Below are 22,339 nucleotides of genomic sequence, written 5' to 3' on the forward strand. Positions count from 1 at the left end.
AGCTCGCTCCTACAGGGGATGGCGTGAACCCGGTGTCAGAACTCCGGTGTGTATTTCACACTGAACATCAGGTTGCGCGGCTCGCCGAAATTGTTGTTGCCGTCGAGCTGGTTGTATCCCGCCGTGTAGTAGTGCTTGTCGAACAGGTTGTTGGCGTTCAGAGCCAGGCCGATCTCCTTTGTAAGCTGGTAGCCGGCGCGGGCGCTCCAGACGGTGTAACCCGGTACGTCGAAGGTGTGTTCATAGCCCAGGGTATGGCTTTGGGTGGTGAAGCCCAGGCCGGTGCTGACTCGGTTCCAGTCGCCGCTGAACTGGTAATCGCTCCACACCCGCAGCATGTGCTTGGGCGTCCAGGTGCTGAAGACCTTGCCTTCGTTGGCCGGGTCATCGAGGTACTTGGTGGTGTTGTAGGTGTAGCCGGCAAACAGCTGCAGGCCGGTGAGCACCTCACCGCTGATTTCCGCGTCGAGCCCCTGGCTGCGCACTTTGCCCGCGGCAATCGAGCAGTACCAACCATCGCAGGCGAAGCCCGACGCCAGGTCGTTGAGTGCACGGTTCTCCTGGTCGTAACGGAATAGCGCCAGGGAGGTGTTGACCCGCCCATCCAGCAGCTCGCCCTTGAGGCCGACTTCGTAGTTACTGCCGATCACCGGCTTGAGCATCTTGCCGCTGGCGTCGCGCAGGGCCTGGGGTTCGAACACGTCGGTGTAGCTGGCATACACCGCCCATTCGCGGTTCAGGTCATAGATGATGCCGGCGTAGGGCGTGACCTCTCCGGTTTCGTTGGCGGTGCTTTCCGGGGCGGCGGTCACCACGTCGCTGAAGGCGAGCTGGCTCCACGACTTGTAGCTGTAGTCGTACCAGCTGACCCGCGAGCCGAGCACCAGGGTCAATGGGTCGATCGGCTTGACCCGCCAGCTGCCGTACAGGCCTTTTTGCCGAATGTCGTATTTGCTCGGCGTTGCCCGGCCGCCGGGGGTATTGAGTATCCCGTCGTAGCTGATTTCCGGGCGGTCGTGGTCGATGCCGAAGATGGTGTCGGTGCTGTCGTTGAAGGTTCGGGCGAACTTGTCGTCCGATGTGTACTTGGAGTAGTTACCGCCGATCATGACTTCGTGCTGCATGGACAACGCGTCGAAGTGGCCGATGAGGTTCATGTCCAGGCCGAGCTTGGTGGCGTCGAAATCGGTCACGAAATCGGCGTATTGCACGCCGCTGCCGTCGGCTTCCAGGCCATCGCCGCTGCTTTGCAGCCGCTGGTTTTTCGCCTTGTTGCTTTCCGTCATGCGCACGGCGCCGACCTTGAAGGCCCAGTCGTCGTTGAAGTGGTGCTCAAGATCGGTGTAGACGGTGGTGACATCGATGTCCGAATGGTTCCAGCGCGCGCCGGTATAGGTGGAACGCGACACATCGAGGGGGCTACCGTCGGAATATCGCGGCAAGCCGCGGATCATCGGGCGCGACTCGGCATCGGAGTAGCTGACTGCCAGGCCCAGGGTGGTGTCCTCGCGCAGGTCGAAGTCCAGCGAACCGTACAGCGAGTGGGTCTTGCTCCATTCGTAGTCGACGAACGAATCGCTCTGGTCTTCATCGGCGACGAAACGCCCGCGTACGGTGCCGGTCTGGTTCAGCGGCCCGCCGGCGTCCAGCTGCAGTCCGTAGTGATCCCAGGAGCCAGCCTTGGCGGTGACGGTTACGGTCGGGGCGTACTGGCCGCGCTTGCGCACCAGGTTGATCGCGCCGCCGGGGCTGCCGGTGCCCTGCAGCAGGCCGGAGGCGCCGCGCAGCACTTCCATGCGATCGAAGAAGATCAGGTCCTGGGTGGCCCAATTACCCAACGCGTAGGTATTGCGCGGGATCGGTACGCCGTCGTATTGCCAGTCATCGATCTGGAAACCGCGAGAGGTCAGGATCATGCCCTTGCCCACGCCCTGGACGCCGACCAGGCCAGTGGTCTTGTTGGCGGCGTCCTTGAGGTCGGTGAGGTCCTGGTCGTCCATCTGTTTGCGGGTCATGACGGTGACCGACTGCGGGATTTCCTTGAGGGTGTGGGTGCCCTTGCCGATGGTCACGGCACGCGCGGCGTAGGAGCCGGAGCCTTCGGTGGTGGCGTCGGCGCTGTTTTCGATGATGTTTGTCGCACCCAATTGCAGCGTAGCGCTGTTCGTGGCGGCGGGCTCCACGCTGAAGTTGCCTTGGGCGGTCACCCGCAGTTGCAGGTCGCTGCCCGCCAACGCCCGCTGCATTGCTTCTTCAGCGGACATCTGGCCCTTCACCGCGGGAGCTTGCTTGCCCTGCACGAGCGCAGGCTCCAGCGAGATGATCTGTCCGCTCTGGCTGGCAATGGCATTGAGGGAGCTGGCGAGCGGGCCGGCGGGCAGATTGAAGGGCAGGGTTTGCGCCTGTGCCAGGCCAGGGCCTGCCAGGGTGGCCAGGGCAGCGGCGACGGAAAGCGAGTGGGACCACGGGTTGAACACAGCATTCTCCTGATGGTGTAAGTGTCAGGAGATAGGTGGGATGAGAAATGAAAACCGGACACGAATAAGAGTGATTTGCAAAAAAAATTATTCTTTGACCGGTTTTGCGCGAATCAACGTCAGCCACGGACTGTAGTGATCGACCCGGATCGGCAGGGTTTCCGCCAGCGCGGCGAAAGTGCGCGCGGGGTCGTTGAGCGGGAACACGCCCTGGACCCGCAAGTCGCGAACTTCAGGGGCCAGGCGAACAAAACCGCGAGTGTAGGGGCGCAGCGCAGCCACGACGTTTTCCAGGGGCTCGTCCAGCACATTGAGGCGCCCGCCGAGCCAGTCGGCGCGATGTCGCTGATCGCCAGCGACCGGTTCGATGCGCCGCGCGTAGAGCAGGGCGGACTCGCCCTCCTGCAAGTCTCGCCGGGTACCATCGAAGAGACTGGCCTGGACTGAATGCTCCAGCACCACCACACGACTGGCGTCCTGCTCCTGGGCGACGAGGAAACGTGTACCCAATGCCCGGACTTCACCCTGGGCGGTACGCACGCGCAACGGACGGTGCGGATCGGGCGCGACCCGAATCACCAGTTCGCCGTGGCGCAGGATGACCAGCCTTTGCTGGCCGTCGAATTGCAGGTCCACCGCGCTGTCGGCGTTGAGGCTCAGGCGGCTGCCGTCGGCCAGGTTGAAATCCTCGCGCTGCCCCCGTCCGGTGGACAGGTCGGCGAATAGGCTGTCGCCCAGCGGGCTGCGCGCACCCAGCCACAAGCCGCCACCGAGCAGGCCAAGACCTGCGATCACCCGCAGGGCATCACGCCGCGATGCCTGCGGTTGCAAGAGCACCTGGCGGGCATGCTCGGTGTGCCCCGGCAAGCGTCGATCGAGGGCGCGCAGGGTGTTGAAGGAACCGCCCAGGCGCTCCTGCAATCTGGCCCAGGCCTGGGCGTGCGCAGGGTCCTTGGTCAGCCAGGCGTCGAAACGTTCCTGCAAGGCGGGCGTGGGGGGAGCGGCGCACAGGCGCACCATCCAGTCGATGGCCTGCTCGCTGACAGGCTCCAGGCGCTCTTTTTTCATACGCCCATCTCGCTCAGGTAGCACTGGCGCAACGCCTGTTTCATATAGCGGCTGACCGTGCGCTCCGCCAGCCCCAGCTTGTGGGCGATGGCCACATAACTCATGCCGTCCAGCTGGCTGTAGAGGAAGGTGGCCTTGACCACCGTCGGCAGGCCGTCCAGCGCCTGGTCGATGGCGACCAGCGCTTCGATCAGCTGTAGCTGTTCTTCGGGGGACGGCGCGAGCATTTCGGGCAGCAGCGACAGACGCTCGAGATAAGCCAACTCCAGCTTGCGCCGGCGATGCCGATCGAACATAAGCCGGCGGGCAATGGTCGAGAGGTAGGCGCGGGGCTGTTCGATGCTGTCGGGATCGACCCGGGCCGCCAGCATCTGGCAAAACGTATCGGCGGCAGTGTCCTCGGCATCCGCATGGTTGCGCAGCCGTCGCTGGATATGCTGCAGCAGCCAACGGTGATGGTCGCTGAAAAAGTAGCTCAGCTTGCTGGTCGAAGAAGGTTGCACCGGTGGTTTTTCCAGATGTTAGTGTGAATCGTTCTCAATACTACCTTTGAGCGACGAGCCATCGCAATCGGGACTTTTCCAGGCAACCTCGGTTTTACCGCTTCAGCGATTATTTATCGGCATGGGTGGTGCGGATCAGATTGTTACGCAACGCCACGATCGCCTGCTGCATCTGTACGAAATCCTCGGGATCGAGGCCGGTTTTCGGAAAGCCGTCTTCGGTCAGTTCAGTGCGCAGCTGGCGACCGGCGTCGGTCAGGCTGATGCGCACCTGGCGTTCGTCTTCCGGGTCGCGCTGACGTTTCAGGTAACCCATCGCCTCGAGCTTTTTCAGGATCGGGGTGAGGGTGTTGGATTCGAGGAACAGCTTTTCCCCCAGGCTGCCGACGGTCTGGTTGTCCTGCTCCCACAACACAACCAGGGTGATGTACTGCGTGTAGGTCAGGCCGAGCCGTTCGAGCATCGGCTTGTAGGCCTTGCCGAAAGCGAGGTTAGTGGAATAGACCGCAAAACACAGGAAGTCGGAGAGCTTGAGATCCAGGGCGGACGTCTTGGCGGTGCTTTTCATGGAGGTTCTCTCTGGGCGGGCTGCAAGACTGCAACTGTACATCGTATGCGATGGTGTCGGAATAGCTCTAACCCAGCGAGCGCCTGACCCATAACGGCCGACGGCCGGTTCCCCCGTGAGATCCCGGGGGAACCGGCCGTACCGCGCGTCAAGCGGTCTGGACGTTGATGGTGACGTCAATGTTGCCGCGGGTTGCCTTGGAGTAGGGGCAGATCGCATCCGCGTTGTGTGCCAGCTCGGTCGCGACTTCGTGTGACAGGCCCGGCACCCTCAGGGTCAGTCGAGCCTGTAGGAAGTAGGCTGCACCGGCCTGGCCCAGATCGACTTCGATGTCCACGGCCGTATCGGCGGGCAAGGTCACCTTTGCCTGTTGGGCGGCCAGGCCTACCGCTGCGATGTAGCAGGCCGACCACGCCCCGGCGAACAGTTGCTCGGCTTTCGGGTGCGGTTGCACCCCGGTAAACACGTGTGCCGGTGCAGCGCTGCCGGGCGACGACAGTTCGATGTCGAGGTTTCCGTTATGGCCGCGCGAGGTGGTGCCGGCGCTGCTCAGGGTGGTGTGGGTCTTGCCGGTGGCCAGGACTTTTTCGATCTTGCTCATGATGATTTCCTCAGGTTTTCAAGTATGTTATTCGTGTGCGATCGCATCGCATGCGATATTAATTAAGCCGTAATAACGTTAAGGGCAACGTCGATATTGCCGCGTGTTGCCTTGGAGTAGGGGCAGATGGAATCGGCGATGTGCGCCAGTTCCGTCGCAATGTCCTGTGCCAGCCCCGGCACGCGCAGGGTCAGTCGGGCCTGAAGGAAATAGGCCGGCCCAGTCTGGCCCAGGTCCACTTCGATGTCGACGGCCATGTCCGCCGGCAGAGCGATGTTGCGCTCGGCGGCCACCAGGCCGACGGCAGCGGTGTAGCAGGCCGACCAGGCCCCGGCGAACAGTTGCTCGGCTTTCGGGTGCGGCTGGGTGGCGGCGAACACATGGGCTGGCTGGGCAGAACCTGGGGTCGACAGTTCGATGTCGAGAGTGCCGTTATGACCGCGCGAGGTGGTGCCTGCGCTGTTCAGGGTGGTGTGGGTCTTGCCGGTGGCCAGGACTTTTTCGATCTTGCTCATGGGGGAATCCTCAAGGGGTGCGGTCAGGTTCGATTTAGTGTCGTGTGCGTTTATATCGCATCCGATGTAAGTGATAGTCCTCCAGAAGCCGATTGACGTCAAGGGGTATTTCCGTGCCCGGACGACGAACGGTCAGTTTCAATTCACGTTCAATAAAAAAAGCCCCGGGCTGTTGAGGCCCGGGGCTTTGCAGTGACGCTTGGCCACCGATTCTCGGCGGCAGGGTGGTGGTCAGCTTTGCGGCACCACCCGGGCTTCATTACCGGTGCCTTCAATATAGACACTCTGGCCTTTGCTCAGGGCGGCATTGACCGGCTGGGTCACCGACACCAGCACGCCGCTTTTGGTCCGCACGATGATCTGCTGGGCCTGTTGCGGTTGGTCGTATTTTTTCTTCTCGGCGTAATTGCCGCCCGCCGCACCGGCGAGGGCGCCAGCGACCATTGCCACATCGCGCCCGGTGCCGGAACCGATCAGGCTACCGATACCCACGCCCGCGAGTCCGCCAAGAATGGCGCCGACGCCGCTGTCGTGATTGGTCTGCATCTGCGTCATGGTGATTTGTTCGATTTTACCTGAGCGGATTTCCATCTCGCCGGCGCCACCGCTTCCAGCGTCGACGGCGGCGCAGGCGCAAAGCACGAGACTTATAAGGGTGATCGTCAGCCAGGAAGCGGTGTTTTTCATGTCGAACTCCATCATCCAGGGGAAGCGGTTCATTCAAACGCATCAGCGCACGTTAGACGAAGGAGACTAGCACAGGGCTACGGGCCCGCCGCTGGACTGGCAGCGAGCTCAGCGCAGGCACGGAAAATTCCCCTGCAACACCTCAGTTCGAAAATTACCCGATAAGAAAAACCGATACCCCCGGCATTTGGCGTGGTCGCGGCAGGCTTCTGCATGAGCGGTGCGCAGACCGGTCTTCACCCTGTGGAGCGTGGTCATGGCCGGCGTCGGGTCAGCCAGGCGGTACTGGCGCAATAATAGCTGTGTATGTCCACCAATCCCTTGTAGGCGCTGGCTTGCCAGCGAAGGCGGAGCGTCAGTCACCGGGGATGTTGGATGTGCCGGCCTCTTCGCTGGCAAGCCAGCTCCTACAGGTTCCGCGGCGCACATGAAAGTGTGTATGGCCACCAATCCCTTGTAGGCGCTGGCTTGCCAGCGATGGCGGAGCGTCAGTCACCGGGGATGTTGGATGTGCCGGCCTCTTCGCTGGCAAGCCAGCTCCTACAGGTTCTGCAGCGCACACGAAAGTGTGTATGACCACCATTCCCTGGTAGGCGCTGGCTTGCCAGCGATGGCGGAGCGTCAGTCACCGGGGATGTTGGATGTGTCGGCCTCTTCGCTGGCAAGCCAGCTCCTGCTGGTTCCGCGGCGCACACGAAAGTGTGTATGACCACCATTCCCTTGTAGGAGCTGGCTTGCCAGCGAAGGCGGAGCGTCAGTCAGCGGGGATGTTGGATTTGCCGGCCTCTTCGCTGGCAAGCCAGCTCCTACAGGTTTCGCGGCGCACACGAAAGTGTGTATGACCACCATTCCCTTGTAGGCGCTGGCTTGCCAGCGAAGGCGGAGCGTCAGTCACCCGGGATGTTGGATGTGCCGGCCTCTTCGCTGGCAAGCCAGCTCCTACAGGTTCTGCGGCGCACACGAAAGTGCGTATGGCCACCAATCCCTTGTAGGAGCTGGCTTGCCAGCGAAGGCGGAGCGTCAGTCAGCGGGGATGTTGGATGTGCCGGCCTCATCGCTGGCAAGCCAGCTCCTGCTGGTTCCGCGGCGCCCACGAAAGTGTGTATGGCCACCAATCCCTTGTAGGAGCTGGCTTGCCAGCGAAGGCGGAGCGTCAGTCACCGGGGATGTTGGATGTGTCGGCCTCATCAAGGTAGGAGTTGGCCTGTTCACGAATCACCCGGCGAATCATTTCCATCAAGGCCTGGGCCACTGGCGTGTGCAGGCAACCATGGCGATACGTCAGGCCGATTGCCCGTGTTGTCTGTTGCAGTTCCAGCGGCAGGATGCACAGCTCGCCGGAGGCGATTTCCTGTTCCAGTTGATGTGCAGACACCGCCGCGAGCATGTCCGAGCGCAGCAGCAACCCGCGGATGATCGCCATGTCGGCGCTTTCCACCACCGGCCGGGGCGGTGCGATGCCGAACCGGGCGAAACATTCATCGAGCATCTGCCGGGCCGGCGATCCGGCGCGGGGCAACACCCACTGGGCGGCGCCGAGTTCGTCGTGCAGGGCGGTTTTTCCATAGAACGGATGATCACGCCGAGCCAGCACCACCATGTCTTCCGTGAGCAACGCCTCGCCAGTCAAGTCGCTGGCGTAGGCCTGCGAGCGCAAGGCACCGAAAATGAAATCGACGTCGCCAGCGCGCAGTTCCGTCGCCAGCAGATCGAACGGGCTTTCGTTGGTGATCACCTGGATAGCCGGGTGCTCGGCCACCATGCGCACGATGGCCTCGGGGAGGATGCGCGTGCGGCCAAGGGGCAGGGCGCCGACATGCACCACCCCTTGCAAGGTGCCGCGCAGGGCGGTGATGTCGGACTTGATGTGGCGCAACTCGTTCAATGCCCGGCGAATCGGGAACAGGATTTCATGGCTGGCGGGGGTGGGTTGCAAGCCGCGTGGCGTGCGCTCGAAAAGCGACTGGCCGCAGCCACTTTCCATGACCTTGATGGTGGAGCTGACCGCCGGCTGACTCAGGCCGAGCAGGCTGGCGACCGTCTGCATATGGCGGGTTTCACAGAGTTTGATGAACACTTGCAGGCGGCGGGCCTGGAACAGGTAAAGCGGCTCGACCGCGCGCTTTTCCCCACCACCCAACAGTCGCGGCACGCTTTCCAGCTCGGCGAGCACGCGACGCGCCCGGGGCAGCAGGCGTTCGCCGTAATCGGTCAAACGCATACCGTTGGCGTGGCGTTCGAACAGCGGCACGGCGAGGCGGGTCTCCAGCTCGGAAATCGACCGGGTCACCACCGATTGTGCCCGATACAGGGCTACGGAGGCCTTGGACACGCTGCCATGCTCGGCCACCCGGACGAAGGCTCGCACGTGCATGAGGCTGGGCAGTTCCGTGGATTCCATGGGTTTTTTTGCTCGGCAGATCGCTGTTTGCCTCGGACTATGCCGCTGCCCTGATCGAGTGGCAATAAAAAAAACGCATACCTGCAACTGTGCTGAGCATTACTCCGCTGGCGGGTCGCAATGCGATGCTCTTTCGACACACAGAAGGAGTAACCGCAATGATCGACTCACCCTCGACGAACTCGGAGACTGAGCATGGGCCGATACGGATTCCTTGCCTGCCTGATCGAGGGCAGTGTGGCGGCGGGTTTCGCCCGGGTTGGCGAGGGCGAGGTCAAGCGCCTTCAGGTCGAGCACCCCACGGGGGAATTCACCGTCGAACTGCGTCTGCAGGACGGCGTGTTGGCCGGGCGTGGCTTGATGCGCACCGCTCGCCTGCTGTTCGACGGCGTGGTATGCGTGCCGGATGCGCTGGCCTGGTCGTGATATAGACTCATCAAGAGGGCTATCTGGACAGGAGTGACAGGCGTGGCAGGATTGCAATGGACTCGTTGATCACCGCCGCCGCGCAGGCGCTGGCCGCGGGGGATCCGCTGGGCGCGCTGGACCGGGTGGCGCTACGCGACGATGCACCGGCGCTGGCGTTGCGCGGCATCGCCATGGCGCAACTGGGGGATCTGGTGCGGGCCAAGGCGCTGGTACGCCGGGCGGCGCGGGCGTTCGGGCCGCATGAATCACTGGCGCGGGCGCGCTGTGTGGTCGCCGAGGCCGAGATCGCACTGGCGTCACGGGACCTCGGCTGGCCGGTCAAGGCCCTCGAGGCGGCGCGACTCACTCTGGATGCTCACGATGATCGGGTGAACGCCGCCCATGCGCGCTATCTGCAGATCCGTCGCCTGTTGTTGATCGGCCAGCTGGACCAGGCCCGGGAGCAACTTGCGCAACTGGCCCCGGCCACCTTGCCACCGCCACTGCGGGCCACCCATGAACTGGTGGCGGCGGGGATCGCCATGCGCCATCTGCAGGCCCAGGCGGCGCGCGCAGCCCTGGCCAGGGCTGAACTGGCTGCACGACAGGCCGGCATTCCCGCGTTGTTGGCGGAAGTCGAAAGCGCGCAGCACCTGCTCGACAGTCCCGCCGCACGCTTGGTGAGCCATGGCACAGAGCGACCTGTGTTGCTCGACGAAGTGGAAGCGTTGCTGGCGTCGACCTCGCTGGTGGTAGATGCCTGTCGAAACGTGGTGCGAGGCTCGGGCATGTCGGTCCCTTTATCGAAGCGTCCGATTCTGTTCACCCTCGTGCGATCACTGGCCCAAGCCTGGCCTGCCGATGTGCCCAGGGAAGTCCTCATTGCGAGGGCGTTTCGCCTGAAACTCAGCGATGAATCCCATCGCGCCCGGTTGCGGGTCGAAATCGGCCGCTTGCGTGCCGCGCTCAAACCCTTGGCCGGCATCCATGCGACCCGCCGTGGCTTTGCCTTGGTGGCGCAGGTTTCACCCGAGGTGGTGGTGCTCGCGCCACCGGTGGAAGACAAGTACGCCGCGGTGTTCGCCTTGCTGGGGGACGGCGAATCCTGGTCGAGCTCGGCCCTGGCCCTGGCGTTGGGCAGCAGCCAGCGAGGTGTACAGCGCGCGCTCGAATCGCTGGCGGAAAAGGGCAGGGTGCAGTCATTCGGGCAGGGGCGGGCACGGCGCTGGCTGACCCCGCCGGTGCCCGGTTTCGCGACGACCTTGTTACTCCCGGTTCCGCTGCCCGGTGGCTAGGATGATTCCACCCACCCCTTTGGAGGAACACCAAGATGAAACAGTCAGCCGCCGAAATTCTGCGTGAATATGGCCCCTTCGCCGATGTCGATGCCGTGCACGGCGTCACCTGGGACGGTCAGCAGGTGTGGTTTGCGACCACCGACAAGCTTCACGCCATGGACCCTGACAATGGGCACCTGGTGCGCTCGCTCGATGTCGCCGGCCATGCCGGCACGGCATTCGATGGCACGCACCTGTTCCAGATTGCCGAGGACCGTATCCAGAAAGTCGACCCGCGCACCGGCAAAATCCTCGCCACCATTCCGGCCCCCGGCGGTGGCAACGATTCGGGCCTGACCTGGGCCGAAGGCTCGCTGTGGGTGGGCCAGTACCGCGAACGGAAAATTCACCAGATCGACCCCGAGACCGGGAAAGTCCTGCGCACCTTGCAATCCAACCGTTTTGTCACGGGCGTGACCTGGGTCGAGGGCGCGTTGTGGCATGGCACCTGGGAAGGCGAGGAGAGCGAACTGCGCCGCGTCGATTCGAGCAGCGGCGAAGTGCTGGAAAGCCTCACGCTGCCGGCCGGCATCGGCGTATCGGGGCTTGAGTGCGACGGCGGCGAGCGGTTTTTCTGTGGCGGGGGTAACAGCGGCCGGGTGAGGGTGGTGCGCCGGCCGTGAGGGTTTGCCCTTTTGCGCTAACGGACTCGCTTGCTCCGGGGCTTCAACTGGCGTAAACAGTGCGCGCATTGATAGCCGTTGCGGGAGTCGGCTATCAATGCGGCAAATCCATCTTGTTCAATACGACCAGGCGAGGCGAACGTTGGTAGAGCGACGTCAGTTCAGCGGTGCCATGAAGGGCAAGAACCTTCGTTACCTCAATGACCATGAAGGCCAGTCCGTTCGGGCCAGGGCAGGCTTCCTGCTGCTGGAACATTTTTCGTTGCCGGCCTTCACCCAGGCGCTGGACACCATCGTCACCGCCAATTTGCTCCGGCCCGAGCTGTTTTCAACGAAAACCTTCGGCTTGACCGAAGGGGAAGTCATCAGCGATCTGGGCCTGGTGATTCGACCCGATGCGCGCCTTGACCCGGTCGAAATACAAGGGCTGGACTTGTTGGTTGTCTGCGGGGGTTACCGCACGGCGCTCAAGGCCGACGACGGGCTGAGCGGCCTCTTGCAAGGCGCGGCGGAGCAGGGGGTGATGCTGGCAGGCATATGGAATGGCGCCTGGTTTCTCGGCCAGGCCGGTTTGCTCGACGGCTATCGCTGCGCCATTCACCCGGAGCATCGTCCGGCGCTGGCGGAAATCGCCAGGCTCAGCCAGGTCACCAGCGAAGCCTATGTAGTGGATCGCGACCGCCTGACGGCGTCCAGTCCGACGGGCGCCTTCTACATGGCGCTGGAGTGGATCAGGGGCCTGCATGACAAGGCGTTGACCGACGGTATCGAAGACATCCTGGCGTTCGAGGCGTCCCGTTATCGACGCATCAAACCCACCTTGAATGTGTCCGTCAGCGGGCCGCTGAGGGAGGTGGTCAACCTGATGGACGCCAACCTGGAAGAGCCGCTGGAGATGGAGGCGCTCTGTCTGTACGCCGGTCGGTCGCGCCGGCAGATAGAGCGCCTGTTCAAGGAGCAGTTGGGCACGACGCCCCAGCGCTACTACATGGACTTGCGCATCACCGAAGCGCGTCGATTGCTGCAGCACACTACCCTGACCATCGTGGAAGTCTCGGTGGCCTGCGGTTTTGTTTCACCCAGCCACTTCAGCAAGTGCTACAGCGCCTATTTCGGTTATCGGCCGTCCAGGGAAACCAGGCTGGTCAAGTAACGGTTCGATGAATGGCCGCTCATTGCGCGCCAAACATCATCGTCCAGTAAACCCCCCGGTCACTGCGCGCATCGGTCGCATAAGCCGCACCGACCTGGGTGAACATCGGGTTCATCAGGTTGGCGCAATGCCCTGGACTGGCCAGCCAACCGGCCATGGCCTTGTTCGGTGAGTTTTGGCCGGCGGCGATGTTTTCGCCGATCTGCCGGCCACGAAATCCGGCGGCCCTGGCCCGGTCGACAGCGGTGTCGCCATCGGGGTCCTGGTGGGCAAAGTAATTGCCGTAGGCCATGGCCTTGCTGTGCCCCTGCGCCGCCGCGCCGAGGCTGGCGTTCCAGGCCAAAGGCCGCGCGGCAGCGAAGCGCTGGCGCCCGCACAGGCGCGGCTTGGCGCGGGCGGCGTTGACCTGTGCGAGCAAGGCCTTGCCGACACTGCGCGGATCGCTGACCTGACTGTCCAGCACTGGTCGCGCCAGCACCACTTGCCATTCACCGCGACTGCGACTGACACCAATGTCGGCGTACTGGTTGTCCAGCAATGCCGAGCAATGGTCACTCTGCAGCATGTCGAAAGCCTCGTCGGCATCTCGCGCACCCACCACGCGGATGGATCGCACCGCCACGGCCTGGTACCCGGAAGCTTTCAAGCGGTCGCGCAAGCCGCCGCCGTAGCCAATCGGCAAGGCCAGGCTCGACTTCAGGGCCAGCGGCGACAGGCGTTGGGCGGGACGCCGTGCGCAATCTTCCGGGTGGGCTCGATAATCGTTGATGGCTTCCACCAGTTGGCGTTCCGCACCGGCTTGGGCAATGGGGGCGATCAGGGGCAGTGAGGTCAACAGGCACAGCGAAGTGAAGCGCAAGGCGAGGGCGGATGGGCGCATGGTGCGGACAGCTCTGATGAGATGACAACGTTGGGAGGAGGAAAAATGCCCGTCTAAGACTGGCGTCTTGGGACAAGGTTCACGGGGGGGAGGGGTTTTAATGTCGGGATGATGGATCCGACGAGGGGTAGGGGAGCGGCCTTTAACATTGCGTTGGTCTTTCGGCCGCCTTCGCTGGCAAGCCAGCTCCTACAGTAGATCGTGTATGGGCGCGAGTGAGGGGGCGGATGTCAGGCTGTCTTCGCCGGCAGGTCAAGGCAGGCGTATACCACCAGTTCCACGAGCATCTCCTCCCGGGCCAGTCCGGCCACGACGATGGCGGCGCGGTTGGGGTAGGGCGCCTGGAAATACTCGGCATAGATCCTGTTCACCGTCGCCAGGTAGCTACGGTCCGTGACATAGATCAGCACCTGGGTAACCGCGTCGAGCGTGCTGCCGGCGGCTTGCAGGGTATGGCGCAGATTGTCCAGGGTCTGCCGGGTTTGCGCCTCGATGCCGCCACTGACCACCTGGCCTTCGCGGTCGATGGGGATCTGTGCGGTGTACAACGTACCGTGGCCGACCACCGCCCATTCCAGGGGGGCGCGCGAGGCGAAAAGGTCGGTCTTGATCGCATGTTTCATTGATTGATTCCTGATGCATTGCAAGTTTTCATTGGGCATCGCTGCTTTCCCCGGCACCGCGCCGGCGGGACTCCTCGGTGCTTTCCACCAGCACCCGCTCGCCGAGTTTCTTCAGCTGGGCCCAGACCTCGTCATCGACCACCAACCCCTCAGCGGCCTGCGGGTGGGCAACAGGCAGGGCATCCTCGGCACTCAGCCGCGGCAGCAGCGTGAAATGCCGGGAAATCAGTACATTGATGCTTTGTTCGTCGCTCTGCGCCGGTTGTGGCAGGTCATACACCCGCAACGTCGGGCGGGTTTGCCCTGCGCTGAAGGTGGCGACCAGTTCCTGGCGCGCATCGCGCCAGTAGACGCAAAAATTCAGCGCCTCTGCGGCGCAGCGCGCCAGGTAACCGAGCAGCAGAATGCGGTTATGGCAATGGCGGATGCGGATCAACGCACTGCCACCACGCAAGGCCTTGCCCACACCCAGCTCGACCGCCTGGGCGGCGCAGCGCAAGACACTCTGGCCGTGGGCATCGAGGGTCAGTTGCGCGGCGTCTTCGTAGCAGGTCTCGATGGGGCGATCGACTTCGTCGTGAAGATACGCCAAGGCCTTTTTCAACGCGCCGATGCCATCGAGGCCTTGCACTTGCAGGCGGGCGATCATCTCGGCGGCGTCGTCGCAGTCACCGGCGGCGAAGCCGATGCCTTCGAAGGCCTTGCGGCAAATCACCTGGATTTCATTGAGCGAGACGCGCATATCAGTGTTCTCCGGCGGCGGTGGTCAGTGTCGGCATCACGGCGAAATTCCAGTCATCGGCGAAAGGCTGGCCTATCTCACTGACTAACGGAGCGCCCTGGAACAAGGTGATCCGCACCCAGCGGCTGGACTTGGGGTCGAACTTACCGGCGCCGAAGAACGCCAGCTTGCAGCGCAGCAGGTGGATCGGCAGCATGTGGCGGTCCATCAGGTTGGCGCGAATTTCCCCGAAGGCGCCACGGGCCATGCCCTGCAACCGGCACACGGTGCCTTTGAACGACGGCTGCGCGAGCAGGAAATGCGCGGTCAATTGCTGCGGATGCTGTTCGCGGTAGGCGAGCAAGGCGCGGTGGCAACGCTGGATGTTGCGGGCGATGCCCAGTTGCATTTCTTTCTCCGCGCCAGGTTCCATGGCGCGTTCCCCCAGGCGCGGTTCTTCCTTTTCTGCCGAGCGATACCAGAAGAAGTGGTTGGCCTCGGCCCCTTCAAGCTCGTAGTCGAGCGCCCAGCGATAATGGCTTTCGATCAGATTGCACAATTCGTCCAGCGGCATTTCGGCGTTCAGGCGAAAGCCCTCGCTGACCGACATCTGCCCGGCCAGCGGATCGACCTGTTCGGGGTACAGTTCCAGCAACAGGCTGACCAGCAATTCCTGGCAGCCCAGGCCGGTGTTCAGTTCGGCCCAGTCCTGCAGGCGCGACCACAGGTCGGTGCTGACCGGTTGAGAGGCGAACCAGGGGCTCAATTGATCGAGGTCGGCGAGGGTCTGCCGATCGATTGCACTTTGCCGTTGGTCTTCGGTGCGGGTCTGTTGCAGGTGCTGGCGGGCTCGCTGCAATAGCGCCTGGAAACGCTGCACCCGGGGCAGGTCAGCCGGTTGCGCTGAAACCAGCGCCAGTGCGGTTTCACGGGCACAAACCCATTGGTTGACCAGTTGCGGGTGATTGATAAGGAAGGGCGCCATGCCCAACCCCGTGGAGTTGCCGACGCCCAGGTAGCGTTGCAACTCGAGGTCCAGCCCGACCGCGCGCTGTGGATTGCGTGCCCGTGCCATGTGCTCGATCTGCTCGATGCTGAAATGCCGCAGCAGATACACGGTGAACATCTGCGCGCTGAACGGTTGGCTGAAGTCGGCATTGCCTTGCAGGCAACTGAAGTCGGCGATGCCGAACTTGCCGTTGCCGTACACGGCGGTAGTGCGATACAGGTAACCGACCTCGGCCAGCTGCCGTGGGTCTGGCTGGCAACCTTCGGCCAGTGCCCCGAGGAAGCGCTCGAAATTGCGCAGGCTGCGGTTGGCCCGTGACAGCACCAGCACCCGCGCATCGAAACGCCCGGCTTCCTGCAACGGCACGTTGCGCCGCAGGTCGGCCAGTTGCTGCTCGTCGACATCGCCGGCCAGCAGCACGAAGCTGACGTCCCATTGATCGGCGATGACCCGGTCACTGCGTTTTTCCGGCGGCAGGTACATCGAGAAAATCACGCAGTGATAGTGGGCACTGGCGGTGTCGATCCGGTAGATCGCCGTGCCGAAACCCTCGGCGTCGAGATCGAAGCGGGTACGTTCGATGCGCCATTGCTCATTCATCATCTTGCGCATGCTGCTGCGCACGAAACTCAGGCGGCTCTGGAAGTGACTGCCCAGCCGCTCCAGGTCCATGACCCGGGCGGCGGGCCGCAGGGCCAAAGAGGTGTCTGTGTCGGTGTGCGACATCATTGCGATTCCTGAACTGTTCATCATCAGACTGCCTGTTCGCGCGCCATCTGCCGGGCGATGCGCAGGGCATCCCAGAGCGACGGCAGGATCAGCAGTGAAACCGGTACGGCGGTAATTACGATAAAGGATTGCAGCGCCGTGACCCCGCCCGAGCCGATGGTGATCAGCACCACGGCGGCCAGGCCCATGCCTATCGCCCAGAAGGCGCGCAGCCATGCCTTGGGCTTGTCGTTTGCGGACATGGCCATCGCCACGGTGAAGGCCATGGCATCGCCATTGGTCGCCACCGAAATGAAGCTCAGGAACAGGAACAGCGCCGAGATCAACCCACCCAATGGCAGGTTCTGGGTCACGCCCAACAGCAAGTCTTCGGGCTGTGCGCCATGGGCGGTGACGATGCCCGGGGTTTGCAATTCCATGCCGATGCCGGCGCCACCGACAATGGTGAACCAGAACATGGTCACCAACGGCGCGATGATCGACAGGGTCATGATCACCTCGCGGATGGTCCGGCCCCGGGAAATCCTCGCCACGTACAGCGCCACCATCGGCGCGTAGCCAATGAACCAGCCCCAGTAGAACACCGTCCACCAGTCGAGCCATTTCGGGTCGGCACGGAACAGGGTCATCGGGATGAACTGTTCGATGTGCAAGGCAAACGCCGTGGGGAAGCCGCCAAGGATAAACGCGGTGGGCCCGAGCAGCACCATGAACACCGCCAGGCCGATCATCAGCCAGACGTTGATCCCGCTGACGAAGCGGATGCCTTCGAGCCCGACCAGGCACGAGATGGTGTACATCACCGTGACCAGCACGATGGTGATGGACTGCACCACCAGGTCATTGGGAATGCCCCATACCGAGTGCAACGCGCTGCTGATCTGCAGGCCGAGGAAACCGATCGGGCCGATGGTGCCGGCGACCACCGCGATGATCGAGGTGGCATCGGCCAGGGTGCCAATCGGCCCTTTGATCGCGCGCTCGCCGAACAGTGGATAGAGCAAAGTACGCGGTGCCAGGGGCAAACCTTTATCGTAGTGCAGGTGCATCAACACAATGGCCAGCAGGCTGCCCAATACCGCCCAGGCCAGGAAGCCCCAGTGCACGAAGGATTGCGCGAGCGCGGCGTGGCCGGCCGCTTCGGTATGCGCTTGCATGCCGGCGAACAGCGGTGGCGGGCTGGCGAAGTGCATCATCGGTTCCGCCGCTGCCCAGAAGGCACCGCCGCCGGCCAGCAGGGCGCACATGATCACGGCGATCCAGTTGAAGGTGCTGGTGTCGGGACGCTGGTCGACGCCGCCTAGCCGGACCCGCCCGCATTTGCTGAAGCAGATGAACAGGCTCATGGCAAAGGTCGCCAGCATCAGGACCTGCCAGTACAGGCCGAAGAATTTCGTCGACCAGGCGAACAGGGTGTTGACCAGCAGCGACACGCCCTCGATGTCGACCAGCGCGGCGATCAGGAAGGCGCCGAGAAAGCCGCCACTGATTAAAAACAGCGGCCAGTCGATGTCTTTTTTCGGCGGTGCAAGGTCCAGTGACTGGACGTCGGCTTGCAGGGAGTCGGATGTTTTCATGATGCCTCCAAAATACGCGCCTGGGGCTGTGCATCGCCGGTTTGGGGGATGAACGGGAGGCTATTGTTATTATTTTTCATGCTGTGCTGTCCTCACGGTGTGAAACCAGGGTCAGTGGATCAAGGGTCAGTTTTGCGCAGGTGTCGCGCTTTCCAGCAGGCGCAGCCAGTTGAGTCCCATGATGTTGCGTACCTCGTCCTCGGCGAAGCCACGGTCGCGCAGGCCCTGGGCGATGACCGGGAAATCCCGGCTGTCGCGGAACCATTGCAGCGGTGACGGCCAGTGGGCGTTGTCCTTTGAGCCTTCGCCGTAATCCTTGTCTTTGCTCCAGCGCCCGTTGCGCATCCATTCGAGCACTTGAAGGGGTTGTTGCTGGCACAGGTCGGTGCCGATGCCGATGTGCTCCACGCCCATCAGTTCGGCTGTGTTGGCGACCATGTCGCAGAACGATTCCAGGCTGCAGCCCGACGCGCCCTTGAGGTGGAACGGGTAGGTGCTGAAACCGAGCAGGCCGCCGGACTCTGCAATACCGCGCAACACGGCATTGGACTTGTTGCGTTTGGCCGCATGGAAACTCGACGGATTGGCGTGGGAGACGATCACCGGCCGGCTCGACAATTCGATGGCTTCCAGGGTGCTGCGCTCGGCGCTGTGGGACATGTCGATGAGCATGCCGACGCGGTTCATCTCGCGGATGACCTGGCGGCCGAAGCGGCTGATGCCGTTGTCTTCGGTCTCGTAACAGCCGCTGGCCAGCAGGCTCTGGTTGTTATAGGTGAGCTGCATGATCAGCACGCCGAGCTGGCGGAAGACCTCGACCAGGCAGATGTCATCTTCGATGGGCGAGCAGTTCTGGAAGCCGAAGAAAATCCCGATGCGGCCTTCTTGATGCGCCAGGCGAATGTCCGAGGCCTCGCGCACCGGACGGATCAGCTCGGGCCAGGTTTCGAAGCGGCGGTTCCATTCGCCGAGGCGCGACAGGGTTTCCCGGGCGTTTTCGTGATAGGCAATGGTGGCGTGGACCGCGCTCAGGCCGCCGGCCTGCATCTGGCGAAAGATCTCTTCGCTCCAGTTGGAGTACTGCAGGCCATCGATCATCAATAAGTCGTGCATGGTGATCTCCCGTTCAAGGTCGCACGTAGGTGGTCTTGACCACGGTGTAGAACTCGCGGGCGTATTGCCCTTGTTCGCGCGGGCCGAAGCTGGAGGATTTGCGGCCGCCGAATGGCACGTGGTAATCGGTGCCGGCGGTGGGCAAGTTGACCATCACACAACCGGTGCGGGCGCGGCGCTTGAAGTCGCTGGCATAACGCAGCGACTGGGTGATGATCCCGGCGGTCAGGCCGTATTCGGTGTCATTCAACACCGCCAGGGCTTGCTCGTAGTCGCTGACCCGGATCACGCAGGCAATCGGCCCGAACACTTCTTCGCGGTTGATGCGCATCTGGTTGGTGGTGTGGGTGAACAGCGCGGGGCGCATGTAGTGCCCGGCCGGTTCCAGGGCGAGCAACTCGCCGCCTTCGACCAGGGTCGCGCCGTCTTCCTCGGCCAGGCGCAGGTAATGAAGGTTCTGTTCCAGTTGGCGGGCTTCGGCGACGGGACCGATCTGCACCCCTTGTCCAAGGGCATGGCCAACCTTCAACTGGCGCATGCGCGCGACCAGCGCTTCGACAAACCGGTCATGGATGCCATCGCAAACGATCAGGCGCGAGGAGGCGGTGCATTTTTGTCCGGTACCGAAGAAGGCACCGTTCAGGGCGCATTCGACGGCGATTGTAAGGTCGGCATCATCGAGCACCACCAGGGCGTTCTTGCTGCCCATCTCCAGTTGGCAGCGCACCAGGTTGCCGGCGGTGGCCACCGCGACGCGGCGGCCGGTCTGCAGGGAACCGGTGAACGTCAGTGCATCGATATCGGCCGACTGGATCAGGCTTTCGCCGACCACGCTGCCGCTGCCCATCACCAGGTTGAAGGTGCCCGCGGGCAGAGGCTGGCGGCTGATGATTTCGCTCAGTGCCCAGGCGCTGGCAGGCACCAGGTTGGCCGGCTTGAACACCACGGCGTTACCGAAGGCCAGGGCCGGGGCGATCTTCCAGGCGGCGGTGGCCATGGGGAAGTTCCACGGGGTGATGATGCCGACCACACCCACCGGTTCGCGGTGGACTTCGATGTCGATCCCGGGGCGTACCGAGGCGGCCGTCTCGCCCATCTGGCGCAACACTTCGGCGGCGTAGTAGTGGAAGAACTGCGCGCTGCGATGGACTTCGCCGATGCCTTCGGCCAGCGGCTTGCCCTCTTCACGGGAGAGCAGTTCGCCGAGTTCTTCCTTGCGCGTCATCAGCTCGTTGCCGATGGCCATCAGGATTTGCTGACGCTGTTCCAGGCCGCTGGCCGCCCATTGTGGCTGGGCGTCACGGGCGGCCGCGATGGCATCCAGGGTCTGTTCGGCGCTGGCCTGGTGGTAGTGCCCGATCAGGTCTTCGACATCCGAAGGGCTGTGGTTGGCGACCAGGCCCTGGCCTTCACACCAATTGCCGCCAATGTAGTTTTTGTAGGGTTGCAGTGCCATGGGAACCTCCGATTGCGTTGGTCCCATCTTGAGAGTATTACTCTGCAAATAAAAATTAATAATAAAAATGAAATGATAAGGAAAACTAACCATGTTGCCCGAGCTGAAGATTACTCAACTGCGCTATTTCGTGCTGGTCGCCCAGCTGAAAAGCTTCCACGGCGCGGCCAGGCAGGCGTATCGCACGCAACCGGCGTTGTCGTTGGCGGTGCGCGAACTGGAGCAGAAGCTCGGCCAGCCACTGTTCGAGAAGGGCGGCAAAACCGAGCTGACGCCCTTTGGTGCGCACTGTTTGCCGCTGTTCCAGGATTTGCTCGCCCATCACGATCGCATCGCCCGGGAGGTGAGCCTGTTGGCGCGACACGAAATTGGTCAGGTGAGCATTGCCACGGTGCCGTCGGTGGCCAGCCGCTTGCTGCCGCATCTGCTCGCGAGGTTTGTGGGCGAACATCCGAAAATGCAGATCAGCATCCAGGACGGCAACGCGGACAGCGTGCAGCAGCTATTGGTCCAGGGGCAGGTGGACTTCGCCATCAGCAGCGTGTGGGTGGCCGATGACAACATTGAGTTCGTGCCGATCCTCAGTGACCGGGTGGGGGTGGTCTGTCGGCATGATCATCCGCTGGTGGCCAACGGTGGGGCGCTGCACTGGTCCAGCCTGCAAGCCTATCCGCTGGTACGCAACGGCACCTCGCGCCTGCTGGCAGGAACGGACGCGGCGAGGTTGCTCGACAGCAGCCTGCTGTTCGTCTCCAACATGATTTCGCTGATCGCGATGCTGGAAGAGGGCATCGGTATCACCACGCTGCCGTCCCTGGCGTTTCCCCAGGGCAACGAGCAGCTTGTATTTTTACCCTTGGCAGAGCCCAGGGTGGAGCGCCAGATCGGCATCTTGTGTCGCAAGGGCCATAGCCTGTCGCCGGCCGCGGCCGAGTTGATGGGGTTTCTCAAGGCGCAGATGCAGACCTGACCTGTAGGAGCAGCCGGTCGATGCTCGATTGCTCGCGATGGAGGCCAACGATGACGCGGGAAGCCTGATGCCCGGCGGCGATCTTGGGTTTTTCGTCGGAACGCCACCTGGAGCACGCTCGCTCCTACAGGCCATCCTCCAGCGCCTTGAGGTATTCGGCGCTGTTGCTGATCGAATTGTGCCCGGTGCCCGCAATCACCTGCAGCGTCGCCACGCCCGGGGGGAAATGGCTGTAGAGACGCCGGGTGCTTGCGCCTGGAATTACTTCGTCTTGCTCGGCGGCGATCAGGCGCGTCGGCACGGTGATGTGTTCGGCGTAGCGCCAGGATTCGTATTTATCCTTGAGTAGCCACTTCACCGGAAGCCATCGAAACTGCCGCTCGGCCAGTTCCTCCAGGCTGTTGTATGGCGTGATCAGCAGCAATTTCGTCGCTGGGCGGGTACTGGCCAGGCGCACCGCGACCCCCGAGCCCAGGCTGCGTCCTGCCACGGCAATCTGCGGGTGCTCGGCATAGACCTTGTCGAACAAGGCCATGGCATCGCGGGCAATCGCTTCTTCCGAAGGTGAACCGGAGCTGCCGCCGTAGCCACGGTAATGCAGCAGGTACAGGGCATGGTCGGGGAAAGCCCGATCGAAGTCCGGCAGGCTGCGCGAGACGTCCTCGGCATTGCCACCGAAGTAGATCAGTGCCTTGGGGCCCTTGAATGCTCGCACCGACACCAGCACCTGCGCCTCGTCCACGGGTAACGTCAGCAGCGAATCGGCTGAGTCGACGGAGCGGGGTTGCGGGTAGTAGATGAGTGCGCGCTGAAACACGAACAGGGCCGCGCAGAGCGCCAGGTACAGCGCAACGGCGATGACGACGAGGAAAATCAAGGTGCGCGACATTCGGCTAACGTTAATGGGCGGCATTGACGGC

At 62.9% G+C, this 22,339-nt stretch carries 20 protein-coding genes and 1 pseudogene; 5 read left to right on the forward strand and 16 right to left on the reverse strand.

The features are described from left to right. Positions 1-35: 35 nt before the first annotated feature. The 8 genes from NQL71_RS29095 to NQL71_RS29130 all read right to left on the reverse strand — a co-directional run bounded on the left by NQL71_RS29095 (position 36) and on the right by NQL71_RS29130 (position 8,820). Positions 36-2,477, reverse strand: a complete 2,442-nt coding sequence (locus tag NQL71_RS29095; protein WP_274643748.1) for a TonB-dependent siderophore receptor — start codon at positions 2,475-2,477, stop codon at positions 36-38. An 87-nt stretch (positions 2,478-2,564) separates the two neighbouring features. Beyond that, positions 2,565-3,545 carry a FecR domain-containing protein gene (locus NQL71_RS29100; RefSeq protein WP_274643749.1) on the reverse strand — a complete coding sequence of 327 codons (981 nt, stop codon included), beginning with the start codon at positions 3,543-3,545 and terminating at the stop codon, positions 2,565-2,567. Beyond that, positions 3,542-4,048, reverse strand: a complete 507-nt coding sequence (locus NQL71_RS29105) for a sigma-70 family RNA polymerase sigma factor (protein ID WP_077186106.1) — start codon at positions 4,046-4,048, stop codon at positions 3,542-3,544. The genes NQL71_RS29100 and NQL71_RS29105 overlap by 4 nt, the downstream gene beginning before the upstream one ends. Before the next feature lie 109 nt (positions 4,049-4,157). Then, entirely contained in the window at positions 4,158-4,616 is a 459-nt protein-coding gene (locus tag NQL71_RS29110) for a MarR family winged helix-turn-helix transcriptional regulator (RefSeq protein WP_046818767.1), read from the reverse strand. A gap of 148 nt (positions 4,617-4,764) precedes the next feature. Next, on the reverse strand, positions 4,765-5,217 hold the full coding sequence (locus tag NQL71_RS29115) for an Ohr family peroxiredoxin (RefSeq protein ID WP_046818768.1): 453 nt from the start codon (positions 5,215-5,217) through the stop codon (positions 4,765-4,767). 62 nt (positions 5,218-5,279) lie between these two features. Further along, positions 5,280-5,732, reverse strand: coding sequence for an Ohr family peroxiredoxin (locus NQL71_RS29120; RefSeq protein WP_046818769.1), 453 nt, complete (start codon positions 5,730-5,732; stop codon positions 5,280-5,282). A 231-nt stretch (positions 5,733-5,963) separates the two neighbouring features. Further along, a complete protein-coding gene (locus tag NQL71_RS29125) occupies positions 5,964-6,419 on the reverse strand; it encodes an outer membrane lipoprotein (RefSeq protein ID WP_166621560.1) in 456 nt (151 codons plus the stop codon). Positions 6,420-7,572: 1,153 nt separating this feature from the next. Beyond that, positions 7,573-8,820, reverse strand: a complete 1,248-nt coding sequence (locus tag NQL71_RS29130; RefSeq protein WP_274643750.1) for a LysR family transcriptional regulator — start codon at positions 8,818-8,820, stop codon at positions 7,573-7,575. 216 nt (positions 8,821-9,036) lie between these two features. On the opposite strand from NQL71_RS29130, the pseudogene NQL71_RS29135 reads away from it, so the two are divergent. From NQL71_RS29135 to souR, 4 genes and pseudogenes are all read left to right on the forward strand, one after another. Next, a pseudogene (locus tag NQL71_RS29135) lies at positions 9,037-9,246 on the forward strand (4-oxalomesaconate tautomerase); the annotation flags it as partial. 56 nt (positions 9,247-9,302) lie between these two features. Then, positions 9,303-10,523 (forward strand): winged helix-turn-helix domain-containing protein, encoded by a 1,221-nt coding sequence (locus tag NQL71_RS29140; protein ID WP_274643751.1) that lies wholly within the window; start codon positions 9,303-9,305, stop codon positions 10,521-10,523. Between the two features lie 35 nt (positions 10,524-10,558). Beyond that, positions 10,559-11,188 carry a Vgb family protein gene (locus NQL71_RS29145; RefSeq protein WP_077186111.1) on the forward strand — a complete coding sequence of 210 codons (630 nt, stop codon included), beginning with the start codon at positions 10,559-10,561 and terminating at the stop codon, positions 11,186-11,188. A 142-nt stretch (positions 11,189-11,330) separates the two neighbouring features. Next, positions 11,331-12,341, forward strand: a complete 1,011-nt coding sequence (souR, locus tag NQL71_RS29150) for a transcriptional regulator SouR (RefSeq protein ID WP_178134598.1) — start codon at positions 11,331-11,333, stop codon at positions 12,339-12,341. Positions 12,342-12,360: 19 nt separating this feature from the next. Here souR and NQL71_RS29155 read toward each other — a convergent pair whose 3' ends face one another. The 7 genes from NQL71_RS29155 to NQL71_RS29185 all read right to left on the reverse strand — a co-directional run bounded on the left by NQL71_RS29155 (position 12,361) and on the right by NQL71_RS29185 (position 20,449). Continuing rightward, the gene (locus NQL71_RS29155; RefSeq protein ID WP_274643752.1) at positions 12,361-13,221 is read right to left on the reverse strand and encodes a CAP domain-containing protein; all 861 of its coding nucleotides are present in this window, start codon (positions 13,219-13,221) and stop codon (positions 12,361-12,363) included. 230 nt (positions 13,222-13,451) lie between these two features. Next, on the reverse strand, positions 13,452-13,844 hold the full coding sequence (locus NQL71_RS29160) for a RidA family protein (protein WP_046818778.1): 393 nt from the start codon (positions 13,842-13,844) through the stop codon (positions 13,452-13,454). A gap of 28 nt (positions 13,845-13,872) precedes the next feature. Beyond that, a complete protein-coding gene (locus NQL71_RS29165) occupies positions 13,873-14,586 on the reverse strand; it encodes a DUF3726 domain-containing protein (protein ID WP_046818779.1) in 714 nt (237 codons plus the stop codon). A gap of 1 nt (position 14,587) precedes the next feature. Next, complete coding sequence (locus NQL71_RS29170; RefSeq protein ID WP_274643753.1) at positions 14,588-16,303, reverse strand: hypothetical protein; 1,716 nt, start codon at positions 16,301-16,303, stop codon at positions 14,588-14,590. A gap of 23 nt (positions 16,304-16,326) precedes the next feature. Continuing rightward, positions 16,327-17,880, reverse strand: a complete 1,554-nt coding sequence (locus tag NQL71_RS29175; RefSeq protein WP_046818781.1) for a BCCT family transporter — start codon at positions 17,878-17,880, stop codon at positions 16,327-16,329. 126 nt (positions 17,881-18,006) lie between these two features. Next, positions 18,007-18,993: a dipeptidase gene (locus NQL71_RS29180; protein WP_166621451.1), complete on the reverse strand. Its 987-nt coding sequence runs from the start codon at positions 18,991-18,993 to the stop codon at positions 18,007-18,009. A 13-nt stretch (positions 18,994-19,006) separates the two neighbouring features. After that, on the reverse strand, positions 19,007-20,449 hold the full coding sequence (locus tag NQL71_RS29185) for an aldehyde dehydrogenase family protein (RefSeq protein ID WP_046818783.1): 1,443 nt from the start codon (positions 20,447-20,449) through the stop codon (positions 19,007-19,009). 91 nt (positions 20,450-20,540) lie between these two features. On the opposite strand from NQL71_RS29185, the gene NQL71_RS29190 reads away from it, so the two are divergent. Further along, entirely contained in the window at positions 20,541-21,419 is an 879-nt protein-coding gene (locus NQL71_RS29190) for a LysR family transcriptional regulator (RefSeq protein WP_274643754.1), read from the forward strand. Positions 21,420-21,543: 124 nt separating this feature from the next. On the opposite strand, the gene NQL71_RS29195 is transcribed toward NQL71_RS29190, so the two are convergent. Beyond that, the gene (locus NQL71_RS29195; protein ID WP_046818785.1) at positions 21,544-22,332 is read right to left on the reverse strand and encodes an alpha/beta hydrolase; all 789 of its coding nucleotides are present in this window, start codon (positions 22,330-22,332) and stop codon (positions 21,544-21,546) included. Between the last annotated feature and the right edge of the window lie 7 nt (positions 22,333-22,339).

Origin of the sequence: Pseudomonas serbica (genome assembly GCF_028823535.1) — a bacterium.
GTDB classification, from domain to species: domain Bacteria; phylum Pseudomonadota; class Gammaproteobacteria; order Pseudomonadales; family Pseudomonadaceae; genus Aquipseudomonas; species Aquipseudomonas serbica.

Excerpts from the sequence above, each read along its gene's own strand:
- NQL71_RS29155 (WP_274643752.1), bottom strand. The coding sequence starts at position 13,221 with ATGCGCCCATCCGCCCTCGCCTTGCGCTTCACTTCGCTGTGCCTGTTG.
- NQL71_RS29115 (WP_046818768.1), bottom strand. The coding sequence starts at position 5,217 with ATGAGCAAGATCGAAAAAGTCCTGGCCACCGGCAAGACCCACACCACC.
- NQL71_RS29130 (WP_274643750.1), bottom strand. The coding sequence starts at position 8,820 with ATGGAATCCACGGAACTGCCCAGCCTCATGCACGTGCGAGCCTTCGTC.
- NQL71_RS29170 (WP_274643753.1), bottom strand. The coding sequence starts at position 16,303 with ATGATGTCGCACACCGACACAGACACCTCTTTGGCCCTGCGGCCCGCC.
- NQL71_RS29175 (WP_046818781.1), bottom strand. The coding sequence starts at position 17,880 with ATGAAAACATCCGACTCCCTGCAAGCCGACGTCCAGTCACTGGACCTT.
- NQL71_RS29185 (WP_046818783.1), bottom strand. The coding sequence starts at position 20,449 with ATGGCACTGCAACCCTACAAAAACTACATTGGCGGCAATTGGTGTGAA.
- NQL71_RS29180 (WP_166621451.1), bottom strand. The coding sequence starts at position 18,993 with ATGCACGACTTATTGATGATCGATGGCCTGCAGTACTCCAACTGGAGC.
- NQL71_RS29145 (WP_077186111.1), top strand. The coding sequence starts at position 10,559 with ATGAAACAGTCAGCCGCCGAAATTCTGCGTGAATATGGCCCCTTCGCC.
- NQL71_RS29100 (WP_274643749.1), bottom strand. The coding sequence starts at position 3,545 with ATGAAAAAAGAGCGCCTGGAGCCTGTCAGCGAGCAGGCCATCGACTGG.
- NQL71_RS29160 (WP_046818778.1), bottom strand. The coding sequence starts at position 13,844 with ATGAAACATGCGATCAAGACCGACCTTTTCGCCTCGCGCGCCCCCCTG.
- NQL71_RS29195 (WP_046818785.1), bottom strand. The coding sequence starts at position 22,332 with ATGCCGCCCATTAACGTTAGCCGAATGTCGCGCACCTTGATTTTCCTC.
- NQL71_RS29140 (WP_274643751.1), top strand. The coding sequence starts at position 9,303 with ATGGACTCGTTGATCACCGCCGCCGCGCAGGCGCTGGCCGCGGGGGAT.
- NQL71_RS29190 (WP_274643754.1), top strand. The coding sequence starts at position 20,541 with ATGTTGCCCGAGCTGAAGATTACTCAACTGCGCTATTTCGTGCTGGTC.
- NQL71_RS29165 (WP_046818779.1), bottom strand. The coding sequence starts at position 14,586 with ATGCGCGTCTCGCTCAATGAAATCCAGGTGATTTGCCGCAAGGCCTTC.
- NQL71_RS29110 (WP_046818767.1), bottom strand. The coding sequence starts at position 4,616 with ATGAAAAGCACCGCCAAGACGTCCGCCCTGGATCTCAAGCTCTCCGAC.
- NQL71_RS29120 (WP_046818769.1), bottom strand. The coding sequence starts at position 5,732 with ATGAGCAAGATCGAAAAAGTCCTGGCCACCGGCAAGACCCACACCACC.
- NQL71_RS29125 (WP_166621560.1), bottom strand. The coding sequence starts at position 6,419 with ATGAAAAACACCGCTTCCTGGCTGACGATCACCCTTATAAGTCTCGTG.